General features: G+C 46.0%; 14 protein-coding genes. 6 read left to right on the top strand and 8 right to left on the bottom strand.

Translation table 11 applies throughout. The features are described 5' to 3' along the window. Positions 1-50: 50 nt before the first annotated feature. Positions 51-1184 (top strand): DcaP family trimeric outer membrane transporter, encoded by a 1134-nt coding sequence (locus ACVA58_RS25610; protein WP_446513091.1) that lies wholly within the window; start codon positions 51-53, stop codon positions 1182-1184. A gap of 63 nt (positions 1185-1247) precedes the next feature. Here the strand turns inward: ACVA58_RS25610 and napC are convergent, their stop codons facing one another. From napC to ACVA58_RS25570, 8 genes are all read right to left on the bottom strand, one after another. Further along, positions 1248-1844, bottom strand: coding sequence for a cytochrome c-type protein NapC (gene napC, locus ACVA58_RS25605; protein WP_446513090.1), 597 nt, complete (start codon positions 1842-1844; stop codon positions 1248-1250). 8 nt (positions 1845-1852) lie between these two features. Beyond that, on the bottom strand, positions 1853-2287 hold the full coding sequence (locus tag ACVA58_RS25600; protein WP_446513089.1) for a nitrate reductase cytochrome c-type subunit: 435 nt from the start codon (positions 2285-2287) through the stop codon (positions 1853-1855). Beyond that, positions 2277-3134 carry a quinol dehydrogenase ferredoxin subunit NapH gene (napH, locus tag ACVA58_RS25595; protein ID WP_446513088.1) on the bottom strand — a complete coding sequence of 286 codons (858 nt, stop codon included), beginning with the start codon at positions 3132-3134 and terminating at the stop codon, positions 2277-2279. Before napH ends, ACVA58_RS25600 begins: the two co-directional genes overlap by 11 nt. After that, entirely contained in the window at positions 3134-3901 is a 768-nt protein-coding gene (gene napG, locus ACVA58_RS25590; protein ID WP_446513087.1) for a ferredoxin-type protein NapG, read from the bottom strand. The genes napH and napG overlap by 1 nt, the downstream gene beginning before the upstream one ends. Positions 3902-3918: 17 nt before the next feature. Continuing rightward, positions 3919-6405 (bottom strand): nitrate reductase catalytic subunit NapA, encoded by a 2487-nt coding sequence (gene napA, locus ACVA58_RS25585; RefSeq protein ID WP_446513086.1) that lies wholly within the window; start codon positions 6403-6405, stop codon positions 3919-3921. Between the two features lies 1 nt (position 6406). Next, on the bottom strand, positions 6407-6667 hold the full coding sequence (locus ACVA58_RS25580) for a chaperone NapD (RefSeq protein WP_446513085.1): 261 nt from the start codon (positions 6665-6667) through the stop codon (positions 6407-6409). A gap of 264 nt (positions 6668-6931) precedes the next feature. Continuing rightward, the gene (locus ACVA58_RS25575) at positions 6932-7768 is read right to left on the bottom strand and encodes an alpha/beta hydrolase (protein ID WP_446513084.1); all 837 of its coding nucleotides are present in this window, start codon (positions 7766-7768) and stop codon (positions 6932-6934) included. Positions 7769-7899: 131 nt separating this feature from the next. After that, positions 7900-8448: a helix-turn-helix domain-containing protein gene (locus ACVA58_RS25570; protein ID WP_255043373.1), complete on the bottom strand. Its 549-nt coding sequence runs from the start codon at positions 8446-8448 to the stop codon at positions 7900-7902. 411 nt (positions 8449-8859) lie between these two features. Here ACVA58_RS25570 and ACVA58_RS25565 point away from each other — a divergent pair, with 411 nt between their 5' ends. From ACVA58_RS25565 to ACVA58_RS25545, 5 genes are all read left to right on the top strand, one after another. Next, positions 8860-11274, top strand: coding sequence for a DMSO/selenate family reductase complex A subunit (locus ACVA58_RS25565; protein WP_446513083.1), 2415 nt, complete (start codon positions 8860-8862; stop codon positions 11272-11274). An 11-nt stretch (positions 11275-11285) separates the two neighbouring features. Continuing rightward, a complete protein-coding gene (locus ACVA58_RS25560; protein ID WP_255043371.1) occupies positions 11286-11912 on the top strand; it encodes a DMSO/selenate family reductase complex B subunit in 627 nt (208 codons plus the stop codon). Continuing rightward, positions 11909-12754 (top strand): dimethyl sulfoxide reductase anchor subunit family protein, encoded by an 846-nt coding sequence (locus tag ACVA58_RS25555; RefSeq protein WP_446513082.1) that lies wholly within the window; start codon positions 11909-11911, stop codon positions 12752-12754. The genes ACVA58_RS25560 and ACVA58_RS25555 overlap by 4 nt, the downstream gene beginning before the upstream one ends. A gap of 87 nt (positions 12755-12841) precedes the next feature. After that, entirely contained in the window at positions 12842-13489 is a 648-nt protein-coding gene (locus ACVA58_RS25550; protein ID WP_446513081.1) for a TorD/DmsD family molecular chaperone, read from the top strand. Between the two features lie 225 nt (positions 13490-13714). Next, positions 13715-14725 (top strand): acyltransferase, encoded by a 1011-nt coding sequence (locus ACVA58_RS25545; RefSeq protein ID WP_446513080.1) that lies wholly within the window; start codon positions 13715-13717, stop codon positions 14723-14725. Positions 14726-14749: the final 24 nt, after the last annotated feature.

Raw genomic sequence — 14749 nt, 5'->3', positions numbered from 1 at the left:
TAAATCAAGCCACCTCTTATTAGCGGTGGCTTTTTAGCATATCAATATTTATGAAAATTATCCGACTTTTCCTTATTTTCAGTCTCTCGCTAGCAAGCGCGTCTGGCTACACCTCTACCCCAGCATCCGATATAGATTTTAATTTTTCTGGTTCTATAAAAACCATCATCGTTCATGATACGGATACTGCTGGGGCCGGCATCAATATTCCTGGAAATAGCCTATTTAATAAAAGTGCTAACAGTGATACTAAAATAGATGCATCACTCTCACAAATTAAATTTGGCGCATCGCAAACCTTTGATGATGGCTCAAACCTTAGTTCACATGCCGTCCTGGATTTTAACGCCAATAACGATGGTGGTATGTCACCTCGCCTACGTGAAGCTTATGTCACCTGGTCGACAGAGCAAGGTCAACTGCTTGCTGGTCAAACATGGTCAACCTTTATGGATATGCGTAATATCCCTCAATCATTAGCGGAAGCAACATTGAGTGGTGTTGTATTTAAACGTCAGCCACTCATTAGATGGTCGCAAGAATTTGGGGCTATTAAATATGATATAGCGTTAGAAAGCAGTACCAACGATGATATTATAAACCAGTTCGAGGACAAGCTAGATACATCAGGCACCATCCCCGATATCGCCCTAGCCGGTGAATGGGCTGATGAAGATGCTTGGTTCAGAGCAACGGCCCTATTCAACCAGTCGCAACTCACATACCAAGCTAAAGAGCACAAAGAACCCGGGTATGGCGTTCAGCTTTCTGCTGGCTGGGACTTCACCAACAATGACCGTATCTCATTCTTAACCTACCGAGGAGAAGGTACTGACCGCTACTTACTGGGTTTGAACAGTACAGGCCCGACATGGAATGCCAAAACACAAACCATTGACCTTCGCGAAGCAGAAAGCACAATGGTCTCTTACACCCGCAAGTGGCAGCCTAACTTAAAATCGGTGTTTGCTTACAGCAAAGTATCAACAGAAGCGTTAGATTGGCAAGATGAGTTGAACCACGACACCTTTACTTCTACCCAATATGGCCTGGCCAACTTAATGTGGACGGTAAAACCCAACCTGACTCTGGGGATTGAGTACAACTACTCCCTATATGAACGAAGCCAAGCGGAAGAACGCGATAACCATCGTATTATGATTGGCATTGATTGGACATATTAATTAACAAAGATTCCCCCCTAAAAGCATTTCAATGCAAAAGGGGGGATTTATTAAGCATTTACGTTAAATCGCGCTTTCGATCTTATGGCCTTTCGGTAGTTGGTGGGCGATACCCTTGTGACAATCAATACAGGTATTGCCGTCTTCAATTGCCCGGCTGTGGATCCCTGCGGCTACCGATTTCTGGGTACTGAAATCCATATACTCAAAGTTATGACAGTTGCGACACTCCTGCGAGTCATTGGCTTTCATGCGGTCCCATTCGCGGGAGGCCATTTCAAACCGATGATCCTCGAACTTCTGCGGCGTATCGACAATGCCTAGCGCTTTGGCATAAAGCTCTTTCGATGCCTGGATCTTACGCACCATTTTCGGCGCCCACTCTTTTGGTACATGGCAGTCCGGACAGGTCGCCCTAACACCACTGCTATTGTTGTAATGAACCGTTCCAACGTATTCTTGATAGACGTTGTTCTCCATTTCATGACAGCTGATACAGAAGTTTTCCTGATTGCTGTACTCCATAGCAGTATTAAAGCCCCCCCAGAGGATCACACCCGCAACAACCCCCACGGTCAGGAGTGTACCAATTGCAAAATGGCTGGGCTTTCTGAACCACTGCCAAAAACGCCGGATGATACCAGGTCGTTGACTCTCCATAGCCCCTCCTATTGGCCGAATTTACCAGCCGGTTTAAAGGTATTTTCCACTAGCGGTGCGGCATCAGATTGCGATACATGACACTGCAAACAGAAGTAACGACGTGGTGCAACATCGCTCAAGATCTTGTTGTTGCTGTCCATGTAGTGAGTTGGGCTAACCCTTGGGGCACCCGTTCTGCGGTACTTATCGACATCATGGCATTGCAAGCAGCCATTGTTGCTCGGGTTGATCTGCACCATATCCGTTGAGTGCGGGATCAAAGGGGGTTGATGAACATATTCCAAGGCCAGCTTATCTTGCATTTTTGGCACCGGCTTGATTGGCGCAACGGTATTAGTTTCCGCTATATCCTGCGCGCCACGTAACGAGGTAACTTCTGCAAATGCGGCAAGGCTCACGACAGCCGCCAGCAGCGCAGACACAACATACTTACCCTTCATCTTTATTGGCTCCAATTCTTATTTTAAATTCCAACACTTCCTCGGAACAGACATCGATACAGCGCCCACAACTGATGCAGTCTTGGCTCATCACCTTACGGTCCCCGCCTTTTAGCGGTTGCCGCAACACTTCAGGCTCTGGGCATACATTGAAGCAGTCCATGCACTTATTGCAGGCTTCCCGGTTGGTGGCGGTGATACGCACTAAGCTCTTGCGGCCGATCACGCCATATGTCGCGCCCAGCGGACATAAATGGCCACACCAACCATGTTCGACCAGCACTAGATCGAGCAAGAACACCAGCAGAATCAACACCCAGCCTGCGCCCATACCGAACACCAAACCACGGTGCAGCGCTGCCACAGGGTCAATCCAGCTCCACAGCACCGTGCCGGAGATCGCACTACCAATCAGCAATACCGGCAACAACCAGTAACGCAAGCTTGATGGCCAGCGATAGCTCAGTTTGACCCCCAGTTTACGGCGCAGCCATGCGGCCAAGTCCGTCACTATGTTCAGCGGGCAAACCCAGGCACAAAATACGCGCGGCGCGAGCAAGGCATAAAACCCCACCACAATGGCCCCACCCAACAGGGCAGCCAGTTCTGGCCAGTGGCCTGCGGCAAGGGTCTGCAGTAAGATCAACGGGTCGGTCAGTGGGATAGTGTCGAACAAGGTGCTTGCCGACAGGTTACCCCGTAGCACGCCCAATGTCGGGCCAATCATGAACAACGCAATGATTAGCAACTGACAACTACGGCGTAGCAGCAAAAAGCGGTGTGCTTTCCACCAGCCCAGAGAAGCGGTAGCCGCTTTACCAGCATCTTTTGCCAAATGCTTAGCCATTACTGACCTCCTCCACGGTTACCCGGCTTATGAGCAGGTAAAGTAAGATCTTCAGGGACCAAACTTTCCCCGTTCTTGGACTTCTCTTCCCAGCCTAAGCGGTAATGATGCCCCAGCTCCCCTTTGGCCAATGCCGTCGGTACAACCTTGATAGCCGCTTCTTCCAACACACAGGCATGCTCGCATTTACCGCAACCAGTACACACATCTGAATGCACGGTCGGGATAAATTTGGCGTGATAACCTGTTCGTTGGTTACGGATTGGCTCAAGAGTGATGGCTTCATCAATCAACGGGCAGACCCGGTGACACACATCGCAGCGTAAGCCCAACCAGTTGAGGCAGGTCTCATGGTCTATCAATACCGCCGTTCCCATTCGGGAGTCATCAATATCAATCAAGCCATGATCCAGCGCGCCGCTTGGGCAAGCTTCCACACAAGGAATATCTTCACACATCTCACACGGTATCGTTCGGGCAGTAAAATACGGCGTACCCGATGCCACTGGCGACAATAAGCTTGCCAGCTTCAAAGTGTCGTAGGGGCATGCTTGAACGCACAAGCCACAACGCAAACAAGCCTGCAAAAACTCCGGCTCAGGCAATGCGCCGGGAGGCCTAATCGGCACCCCGCTACTATCAGCCTTGCTTTGTTTGCTCTGAAGTCCGAGTACGGTCGCAGCCGCTCCGACACCCACAGCCGTTCGCGCTGCATCCCGAAGGAAACGGCGACGACTTTCCGATGATTTGAGAGGTGAACGCTTCATCAGTCTGTTTCCAATAGTTAGGCTTTAACCACCTTCACTGCACATTTCTTGAAATCCGTTTCTTTCGAAAGTGGATCGGTCGCATCAAGCGTGAGTTTGTTGGTCAGCTGCCCGGCATCGAAGAAAGGCATATACACCAAGCCTTGCGGTACTCGGTTACGCCCACGAGTTTCAAGGTGAGTAAGAACCTCTCCACGACGCGAGACTATCTTCACCGCATCACCACGGCGCATCCCACGCTCTTTGGCATCCAGTGGGTGCATGTACAGCACGGCATCAGGGAAGGATCGGTATAGTTCAGGTACCCGTCGAGTCATTGATCCAGTGTGCCAATGCTCCAGTACCCGCCCAGTCGATAACCAAAGATCATATTCGTTGTCTGGCGACTCCGCGGCTGGCTCGTAAGGCAAAGCAAAAATTACCGCTTTCTTATCTGGCTTACCGTAGAAGGAAAACTCTTCGCCCTTCTTCACATACGGGTCATAGCCTTCTGAATAACGCCAGACGGTTTCCTTGCCATCAACCACAGGCCAACGCAGGCCACGGGACTGGTGATACATATCAAACGGTGCCAAATCATGAGCGTGACCACGGCCAAAGTAAGCATATTCTTCAAACAAGCCTTTTTGGACGTAGAAGCCAAAGTCCCTTGATTCATCGTTCAATTGGTCAGCGGCGATTTCCTCGAGCTTGAACTTATCGACCTTACCGTTTTTGAACAACACCTCGAATAAAGTTTTGCCTTTAAGTTCAGGTTTCTTGGCGATTAGTTCCTGCGGCCACACTTCCTCGACTTTGAAGCGCTTGGCAAATTCCATTAACTGCCACAAGTCTGATTTCGCTTCGCCCGGCGCACTGATCTGCTGATGCCAGAACTGAGTACGGCGCTCGGCGTTACCATAAGCCCCTTCTTTTTCCACCCACATCGCAGTCGGCAAAATCAAGTCCGATGCCATTGCTGTTACGGTAGGGTAAGGATCGGAGGTCACAATGAAGTTGGCTGGGTCACGATAGCCCGGCAGGCGCTCTTCATTGATATTTGGACCAGCCTGCATATTGTTGTTACACATCACCCAGTAGGCATTGAGCTTACGATCTTTGAGCATTCGGTCTTGCAGAACAGCGTGGTAACCCGGTTTCGGTGGAATAGTGCCTTCAGGAATATTCCAATGGGTTTCACACATTTCACGGTGTTTAGGGTTCATTACCACCATGTCGGCAGGTAAGCGGTGGGCAAAGGTACCGACTTCACGGGCAGTACCACATGCTGATGGCTGGCCGGTAAGCGAGAACGGACCACAGCCCGGCTTAGAGATCTTACCTGTTAACAAGTGGATGTTATAAATCAGGTTATTGGCCCATACACCACGGGTGTGCTGGTTGAAGCCCATCGTCCAGTAAGAAACGACTTTGGTCTCCGGATTAGCGTACAGCTCAGCCAACTCATTAAGCTGATCGACCGGAACACCGGTCATCTCTGAAGTGTATTCAGCGGTATAGGTCGAGACGAACTTGGCATAATCGTCAAAGCTCATCGGCGTCGAATCGCCATTGCCCGGGTTTTTGGCCGCCTTCTCCAAAGGATGAGTCGGTCGCAAACCATAGCCGATATCCGTCACACCCTTGCGGATGTTAACGTGCTTGTCCATGAAGTCCTGATTCACTTTGTCATTCGAAATAATGTAATGGGCAACAAAGTTAAGGATGGCAAGATCTGTCTGTGGCTTGAAGATGATTGGATTATCCGCCAGCTCATAGCTACGGTGGGTAAAGGTCGACAATACGGCCACTTTCACCTTGTCGGAAGACAAACGGCGATCCGTCAGACGGGTCCAGAGAATCGGGTGCATTTCTGCCATGTTAGATCCCCAAAGCACGAAAGCATCGGCATGCTCGAGATCGTCATAGCTACCCATAGGTTCATCCATACCAAAAGTACGGGCGAATCCAACAACGGCTGAGGCCATACAGTGGCGGGCATTCGGGTCTATATTGTTGGAGCGGAAACCGGCCTTGTACAATTTGGCTGCAGCATAGCCTTCCCAGACTGTCCACTGACCAGAGCCAAACATCCCAACGGACGATGGACCTTTGTCTTTCAGGGCTTGCTTGAATTTGTCAGCCATCACATCAAAGGCTTCATCCCAACTGACCGGGGTAAACTCTCCTTCCTTGTGGTACTTTCCATCCCTCTTTCTCAACATCGGTTGAGTCAGGCGATCTTCTCCATACATGATCTTAGGCAAGAAGTAGCCTTTGATACAGTTGAGGCCCTTGTTTACCGGCGCATCCGGATCCCCCTGCGAGGCTACCACACGGCCATTTTTGGTACCGACCAGTACACTACAGCCCGTACCACAGAAACGGCATGGGGCTTTATCCCACTTCACTTCCTGATCGTCGCCTGCCGCATTGGCCACCGACACAGGAATGGTTAACCCTGCTGCACTGGCTGCGGCTATTGCTGCATTGGCCTTTAAGAAACTACGTCTAGTAACTGTCATGTTACGCTTCCTTTAGCTCAGATTGTTCTTCCATTTGGTGGTAAACCAGTGTGGTATCGAGCACTCCAGGCAATTGCTTGATCAAATCAAAATGACCAACAATATTGTTCTGCTGTTCACCCTCAAGCACGACAACCAATTTTCCTGATTCACCAAAAATCGGTACTTCAGCCCCCGGTAAGCTTTCTATGGTCTTTTTTATTGATTCAACCTGCTCAGCCACAACGTAGACAATCAAGCTGCAGACATGGAAATCACTCACAACAAAGCCCCCCTTCAAGGCACACCACCGAATCCTTCCTAAATCAGCAAGTGCCAAGCTATACCAATAGAGGTGCAGTAATTAACACTTACAAATTTAGTGGTTATTAATTAATTTATGCCTAATCTGGATAGATTGGATACCCATAAAGGGGTATTGGTGAGGTTGATTGTTTTAGATCAATAAAGCAGCAATGCTGAGTTCACATTAATGTAAAACAGTAAGTTATCAGTGGGTAGGTTTAAGAGAGAGGCAAAACAGAGATCAGAGCGTGCGGCACCAATTGGCAAGATGAGCAGCAAACTTTGTCACCTCTTTTTCAACGGGCATGGCATGGCCCATAGGGGTAAAGAACACAGGTTCGACACCATAGAAATCCGCGGTTGCCTGTACTTGGGAAGCGGGCACCAACTTATCTTCTCGTCCACCAACAACAAGTACGGGAAAATTTAAAGGGGAGTTAACAGCAATAGGATGAGGTTGTAAAAACAATCGGAAATCTTCCGCTTTCAGCTCTAAAAACAAAGCATCCAACTGCCGCTGGTTCGGCTTGGTGGCAAATAACGCATCCATTAACACATGGCGAAAGTAAGGATTAAGCAGCGCTATATGGGGGAATGCCATCACCTGCCCCAGCACCATTGATAGCGTGGGGTGATCAAACCACATTGTCTGATTGAGTTGAGTAAAGCCCTGCGGTGGTACCGACGCCATTAATGCTAAACCGGCTAATTTAGACTGTATCGATTCGCGCAGACAAACATGCTGCGCAATCAAGCCTCCTAAAGAATATCCAACAACTACCACGGGCTTTTTCTCTTGCAGAGAGACAAACTCAATAAAGGCAGCCACATCATCAATGTGATCTTGAAAGGGTTGTGATGACGGTTTGCCTTTGAGAGAACCATGGCCGCGAAGTGTTAGTGAATAAACTGAAAAGCCTTCGGTAGCCATAGAAGGCATTAAATCATGGGTAAAAAGCTGGCCACTGCTAAGAATTCCGTGAATAAATAATACCGCTGGGTAGGTAGAATTTTGCTGCGCATTTAAATAATAGTATTCAAACACCTTATCAAAATAGCTGACACTTTGACTTTGCATGCTTCATCTCCCTACCTGATTTTTTTATCCATTTTAAAGTTACACCACTATTTTTATTGGGCTAAAAGTAACAAAATTCACAAATAAAAAATCAAAGGGCAGATCACTCTGCCCTTTTTCGTACTTGTGTATTACTCATAATTTACGATGATGAGAACATTCGCGTCGATGTCCCCATTATTGATATATCGGTGCTTTTCCGACGAATCAAATGAGAGGGAGCAGCCAGCGGTAATACGATAGGTATTTTGTCCAACGATCATTTCTAACTCCCCATCAGTGACAAACAGTTGCTCGGTTGTACTGTTAGTGTGGTTATCATCGGAATAATTACAACCTGGCTTAAAAACACCGTAGAAAACTTCATAACCACTGATTGGAGAAAATGGAAAAATACTATGGATGATCATACGGCCATCATCATCTTTGATAGCAAGTTTGTCATCAATGCTTTTGACTTCGTACAGCTGACTTGAATCATCCAACAAGGTTTCAAGCTTAATCTTTAATCCATTCGCGATTTTCCAAACAGTGGCGATCGTTGGCATCGATTCCGAACGCTCAATCTGACTGAGCATTGTCTTACTCACACCGGTTTTAGCCGACATATCGCTCAGACTCAATCCCATTTTGTTTCGGGTCGCCTTTAGTTTTTCACCTAGCGCAGAAAAATCACCCATATTTCATTACCTTGTATTTATTCTTTTGATGAGATTACCGTCATTAAAATGCTCATCAACTTTCATGTCGCACACCTTACCAAATGCAACTCTAAAGATCATAAAAATTGATCCGTCACATAACACCATTTGTTCGCTATAACGTACAATGATTTCCGTTATAGCGTCCAATTGAGCGTGATAAAGAGTAAACGCATGATTTCTTTGCACACAATGAGTCGACATAGAGTCTACCACCAACTTTTCGCCTGGACGCAAAGACAAAAACAAAAAAGGAAAAGGGTCAACAGCTTCATTGATACGTTTGCTTACGCTGAAGCCTGTTCGATAAACCAAATTTCCAATACGACGTGTTGGGTCATTACCCCAACGTAAAGCACCGATACAAGATCAATTCACATTGGATAGCTTATGAAAAACTGGATGCAAAATACTATTCTGACACCGATTCGGCGCAGAACATTCATGAAGTGGGGAGCCACTGCAGCTGGAGGACTTCCATTTAAATCTATCGCAAGCACACCCGACACCACGGCAAACCCTAATGACAAGCAAACATTTTGGTCGGCGTGCTTAGTAAACTGTGGTAGCCGCTGTGCCCTACGTGTTCACACCGAAAATGGCGTGATCACCCAGATCGAAACGGATAATCGCGGTGATGATACTGAATTTGGCAAACATCAAATTCGTGCATGTCTCCGTGGACGCTCAATCAAGCATCGGGCTTACAATCCAGACCGTCTTAAATACCCGATGAAGCGTGTCGGTAAAAGAGGAGAAGGCCGATTTGAACGCATTAGCTGGGATGAAGCTCTTGATCTAATGGCAGATAAGCTCAAGTACACGCTAAAAGAGTATGGCAACGACGCGGTACACATTACCTATGGGTCAGGTACCCAGGGTATTCGTACCGATGGTAAGGATTGTTTCAAGCGTTTGATGAATCTCACTGGTGGTTTTTTGGATTACTACGGCAACTACAGCTGGGGTCAGATCCAATTTGCATTGCCATTTACGTATGGTAATAAAAAAGCAGCAGCCTATGGATCATATACCTCAGAGATAGAAAACGCAGAGCTACTCGTCATGTTCGGTTATAACCCAGCAGAAACACGTATGAGTGGTGGTGGCGAGATCCATGAACACATTAGTGCCCAGAGAAAACGTAACATCCGCACCATCATCATCGATCCCCGTTACACCGATACCATGCTGGGTAAAGAAGATCAGTGGATCCCTATCCGTCCCGGCACTGATGCAGCGTTGGTAGAAGGTATTGCACACGTCCTGATCACTGAGAACTTGGTCGATCAAGCGTTCCTTGATGCCTACTGCCAAGGCTATGACGAGAAAACACTTCCAGAAAGCGCACCAGAAAACGGTCATTACAAAGCACATATCTTAGGTATGGGCCCTGACGGTATTGAAAAAACACCTAAATGGGCGTCGCAAATTACCGGGATACAAGAAAAGCAGATTATTCAACTTGCCCGTGAAATTGGAACGGCAAAGCCGTGTTTCATTACCCAAGGCACAGGTATTCAACGTCAATCCAACGGTGAACAAACATCACGTTCCATTGTAATGCTTCCTATCTTAACCGGTAATATTGGCCTTTCTGGAACCAACACCGGGGATATGCCTGCTAACTATGGTTACCCTGCCCCACGTTTGCCTGTCGGCGATAATCCGATCAAAACCCGTGTTACCTTCTTTAACTGGGTTGAGGCGATTTGGCGTCATGAAGAGATGACTGATAAAACAGCTGGCTTGTTAGGTGGCGAAAAGCTAAATAACCCCATTAAGTTCATCATCTCCTGCGCCAGTAATGTGTTGATGAACCAACATGCCGAACTAAAACGCCAAGCCGAAATCATTGGTGATGAATCACTTTGCGAGTTCATTGTTGTATGTGATAACCACATGACCGCGTCTGCACGTTATGCTGATTTGTTATTACCTGATGTCACTAACCTAGAAAATACCGAAGTTAGCTCAGACGGCTACTCTTCAGGCTCAATGGGGGCACTGTTCCCTCTAGAACGTGCAATTCAGCCGTTATATGAAACAAAAAGTGTTTATGAAATGTGTTCTGAACTTTCTAAGCGCTTTGATCTACATAATGAGTTCACCGAAGGTCGAACTCACGATGAATGGCTAGAGTACCTTTACGCAGAGCGAATGAAGCAAGATCCAAATATCCCTTCTTTGGCTGAACTTCGTGAGCAAGGACCATATCAAGTCGTCGCCCCCAAAGAGGGACGTATTGCCCTTGAGGACTTCCGCAAAGATCCCAAAGCAAACCCAGTTGGCACACCTTCTGGTCGTATCGAAATCTACTCCACCAAACTGGAAACAATTGCCAAAGAATGGGAGTTGGTCGAAGGCGATATCATCACTCCACTGCCGCAATATGTCGTGTCTTGGGACAGTCATTTAGACCCTCGAGCAAAAGACTATCCACTGCAAATTTGTGGCTACCACACCAAAGGACGCACCCACTCTACTTACCACAATATACCGTGGCTACGTGAAGTCGTATTCGATGGGTTATGGATGAATCCTATTGATGCAGAGAAACGCGGGTTAACCAGTGGTGACTCCATCAAGGTATGGAATGATCGCGGAGAGCTACGAATGGCAGTAAAAGTCACACCACGCATCATGCCTGGTGTTGCGGCTCTAGGACAAGGGGCTTGGTACAGCCCTGATAAGAAAGGGGTTGACCAAGGTGGGTGTGTTAACACGCTCACATCCCAACGAGCTACACCATTGTCAAAAGGGAATGGTCAGCATTCCATCTTAGTTGACGTCGCCAAGGCATAAGGAGTGCATAAATGATTCAATATGGTTTCCACGTTGATACAAGTAAATGCACGGGTTGTAAAACGTGCCAAGTGTCTTGTAAAGATAGAAAAGATCTTCCCGTTGGTGTGAACTGGCGCCGTGTTTACGAGTATGCGGGCGGTGACTGGGTAATGAACAGTGATGGCACCTACTCCAATGACGTATTTGCTTACTATATGTCTATTGGTTGCAACCACTGTAATAACCCTGCTTGCGTAAAAGCCTGCCCGACAGGTGCAATGCATAAGCGTTCTGAAGATGGCTTAGTGGTCGTTCAAGAAGATGTGTGTGTGGGGTGCCGCTATTGTGAAATGGCGTGCCCTTATGGTGCTCCTCAATATGATCCAGCCAAGAAAAACATGACGAAATGCGATGGTTGCTATGATCGAATTGCGGATGGGATGAAACCTGTTTGTGTCGAGTCATGCCCACTTCGAGCCCTAGACTTCGGGCCGATGCATGAATTAGTTGAGAAGTATGGTTCACGAGCAGATATTGCTCCATTACCAGACCCTCGATTGACAAGTCCTAACCTTATCATCACCACAAGCAAAGGAAGCAAACTCACGGGTGATAAGAAAGGTAGTATTCAAAACCCAACGGAGGTCGGAGTATGAGCCAGTTATCTCTCGTTTTCTTTACCGTATTAGCCCAAAGTGCTGTTGGCATGTTTATCGCATTTGGACTTATCGAGCTACTGTATAAGCCAGATCAAAAAATAATGACCCGCAGCTTTATGGTTGCATTGGTACTATTAGCAATCGGGGCTACGGCTTCAATAACGCACCTTGGACAACCTTTTCGGATGTTCAATGTTGCGTTTGGCTTAGCCCATGGAAGTGCGCTCAGCCTTGAAATCGTCGCGTTAAGTCTATTCGGAGGTAGTGCCGCTCTTTACACGGGCATGCGATTCATTGACTACAACCCTCGCCTGCAAAAGCTGTTATTACCGGTAGCCATGGGGCTTGGTATAGTGTTTGTCCTCGCCATTGCCAACGTATATACGCTAGCGACGGTTCCGACCTGGAGCACTGGCTTTACCCCATTCCAGTTCTTAATGACAGCAGCCGTTGTTGGTCCAGTTGCAGCGGCGTTTATTTTGCGCGCCCAATCAGCGTTAGATCATGAAGCACCTGCGCAAACTGAGCGCGGTCTTGCATTATCAGCAGCGCTTTTCACACTGATAGCACTAACAGGCTATGCGGCTTACCTCGTTTGGCTTGGACGACTCGATGTATCGTTTAATCCCTTTGACGTTGTGAGCAATTCGGTCAGCTTAATCGCTGCTCGTATCGGCCTGCTATTTGCTGGGTTAGCCCTTTGGCTTATGAGTAATGCAAAAGTAAAAGCCCAAAGTACATCCTTTTTGTTTTTGAGCTTCGCTTTGATCCTAAGCTCTGAGCTTGTCGGCCGAATATTTTTCTACGATGTATACATCAGCGCAAGTAGCGGTATGTAACAACCACTAATCACCGCTATGCGATTATTATAATTAACAAGTAATTTAGAGGGCTGAGTATTCAGTCCTCTCATTTTCGGAAGAGTTATGCTAGAAAAAAACAGCCAAACCTTCATCGGCTTATCGCTGGTATCGCGATTTTTGTATCGCTCATTGCATCAAGCTCCGACCCAAGAATTTTTAAACTCGATCTACGATGATAAAATCGTCAATGATTGGCCTGTTAAAGTAACGAACTCAACACTCTCCGACGGAATCTCTCTGATCATGTCAAAAGCACAGTTAAGTGATGTTAACGCTGACTTTGCAAACCTCTTTGTCGGGCCAAACACTCTAGGTGCTGCGCCTTGGGCATCGGTGTACCTTAATGAAGAACAAACCACCTTTGGCATTCAAACACTCGACATCCGCTTTTTCTACGCCCAGTTCGGTGTAGAAGTGGATACAGGAGAACGTGAGCCTGATGATCATATCGGGTTGATATTCTCTTTTATTGCTCATCTGTGTGAATGCATTGCCGAACAATTAGAGAGCGATGAAACGCTGGAAGTATTGCCGTTAACAACATTCCTTACTGAGCATGTTCTTACATGGGCACCTCGCATGTTGCAGTTAATGAGCAAAAACGCTGAAACAGAATTTTACCAAGGCATTGCACTTATCGCTGAAGGAACACTCCGCCAGCTCGCCCAATTAACACAAGCCAAATACCTTATCGTTCCCTTGTACCGCTGATAAAACAAGGAGAAAACACTTTTAAATAGCTAACTCAAAGGGCAGGTTATCTGCCCTTTTTTATAATTGCTCTTCAGCAAAACGACCAACTAGCAATTTACTGTAATGCTATTGGACAAAACTGAGCCAATGCTAGAATTAACCTTAAACAGCACTCGTTGGGATAAGTGTAATCAATCCAACTTCAGTGTTAGACTTTGATAAAAATTGACGGGGTTCTTTTCTTTGTGGGCGAATAACTTACGAGTATTTTCTGTTTTTGCAGTTGTTTTATTACATGTCGCTTCTGATTTTGTTGGTGATATTGATATTTCCAACCCTATATACGGAAGTCGTAGCTGGTGGGCTGGCAATATATATGCATCATTAACTATGTGGTGTATTCCGTTATTTATCATGATTAGCGGTTATTTTTTACTCAATAAAAACGAACCAAATTCTGTTTTTTTCAAAAAAAGAATGAAGAAAATACTGATCCCTCTAATATTTTGGTCTTTATTTTATTCCCTATGGGTACTTTTAAAATACTTTCTTAAAGGTGATATGTCTACAGCCTATTTTACCGTTGCTAGAGGATGGGCACTTGGTGAGCCTTACTATCACCTTTGGTATCTTTTTATGATACCTTTTTTGTATCTCATGACGCCTATTTTGAGGGTAATTCAAAACTCAATCACAAGAAAAGAGCTCTCTGCTTTTATTAGCATTTGCTTTATATTAGCGATGCTCTCTGCTCTTTCAAATGTTGTTCTTTTATATTTTGATTTAAGTGCGAAGGTTAGCTTATTTACAAATGATTTTTTAAGTTACTTAGGATATTTTTGTTTAGGTGGGTATATAGCCAAATATAATGTAAATATAAAAGCGAGTCATTGCTTGCCATTATCCGCAATTGCTTTATTAATAACCATTGTGGGTAGTTATTTCATTACTCATATTTATTTTTATTCGTATTTAAGCATTAATATTGTTGCTGTATCCGTGGCTTTATTTTTCATAATAAAGGAAAAATCTAACATAGATTTGAAATTAAGTCATTTTTCCGAGCTTAGTTTCGGAATTTATCTTATTCATCCACTATTTATTAAGTCAATATCCTCAATTGGTGAAGAGTGGTTACTCAACAAAATGGATGTATATATTTATATACCATTTGTAGCACTTTTAACTATTGCTCTATCGTATATAACTACTTTTTTCATGAGTAAGATGCGATATTTGAATCGATGTATTTAGTTCGGAAATGTGGCCTCTTTTACG

Source organism: Photobacterium sp. DNB22_13_2, from assembly GCF_052873915.1.
The sequence above is the reverse complement of the archived record's forward strand: the minus strand, read 5'-3'. Positions and strand labels throughout refer to the sequence as shown.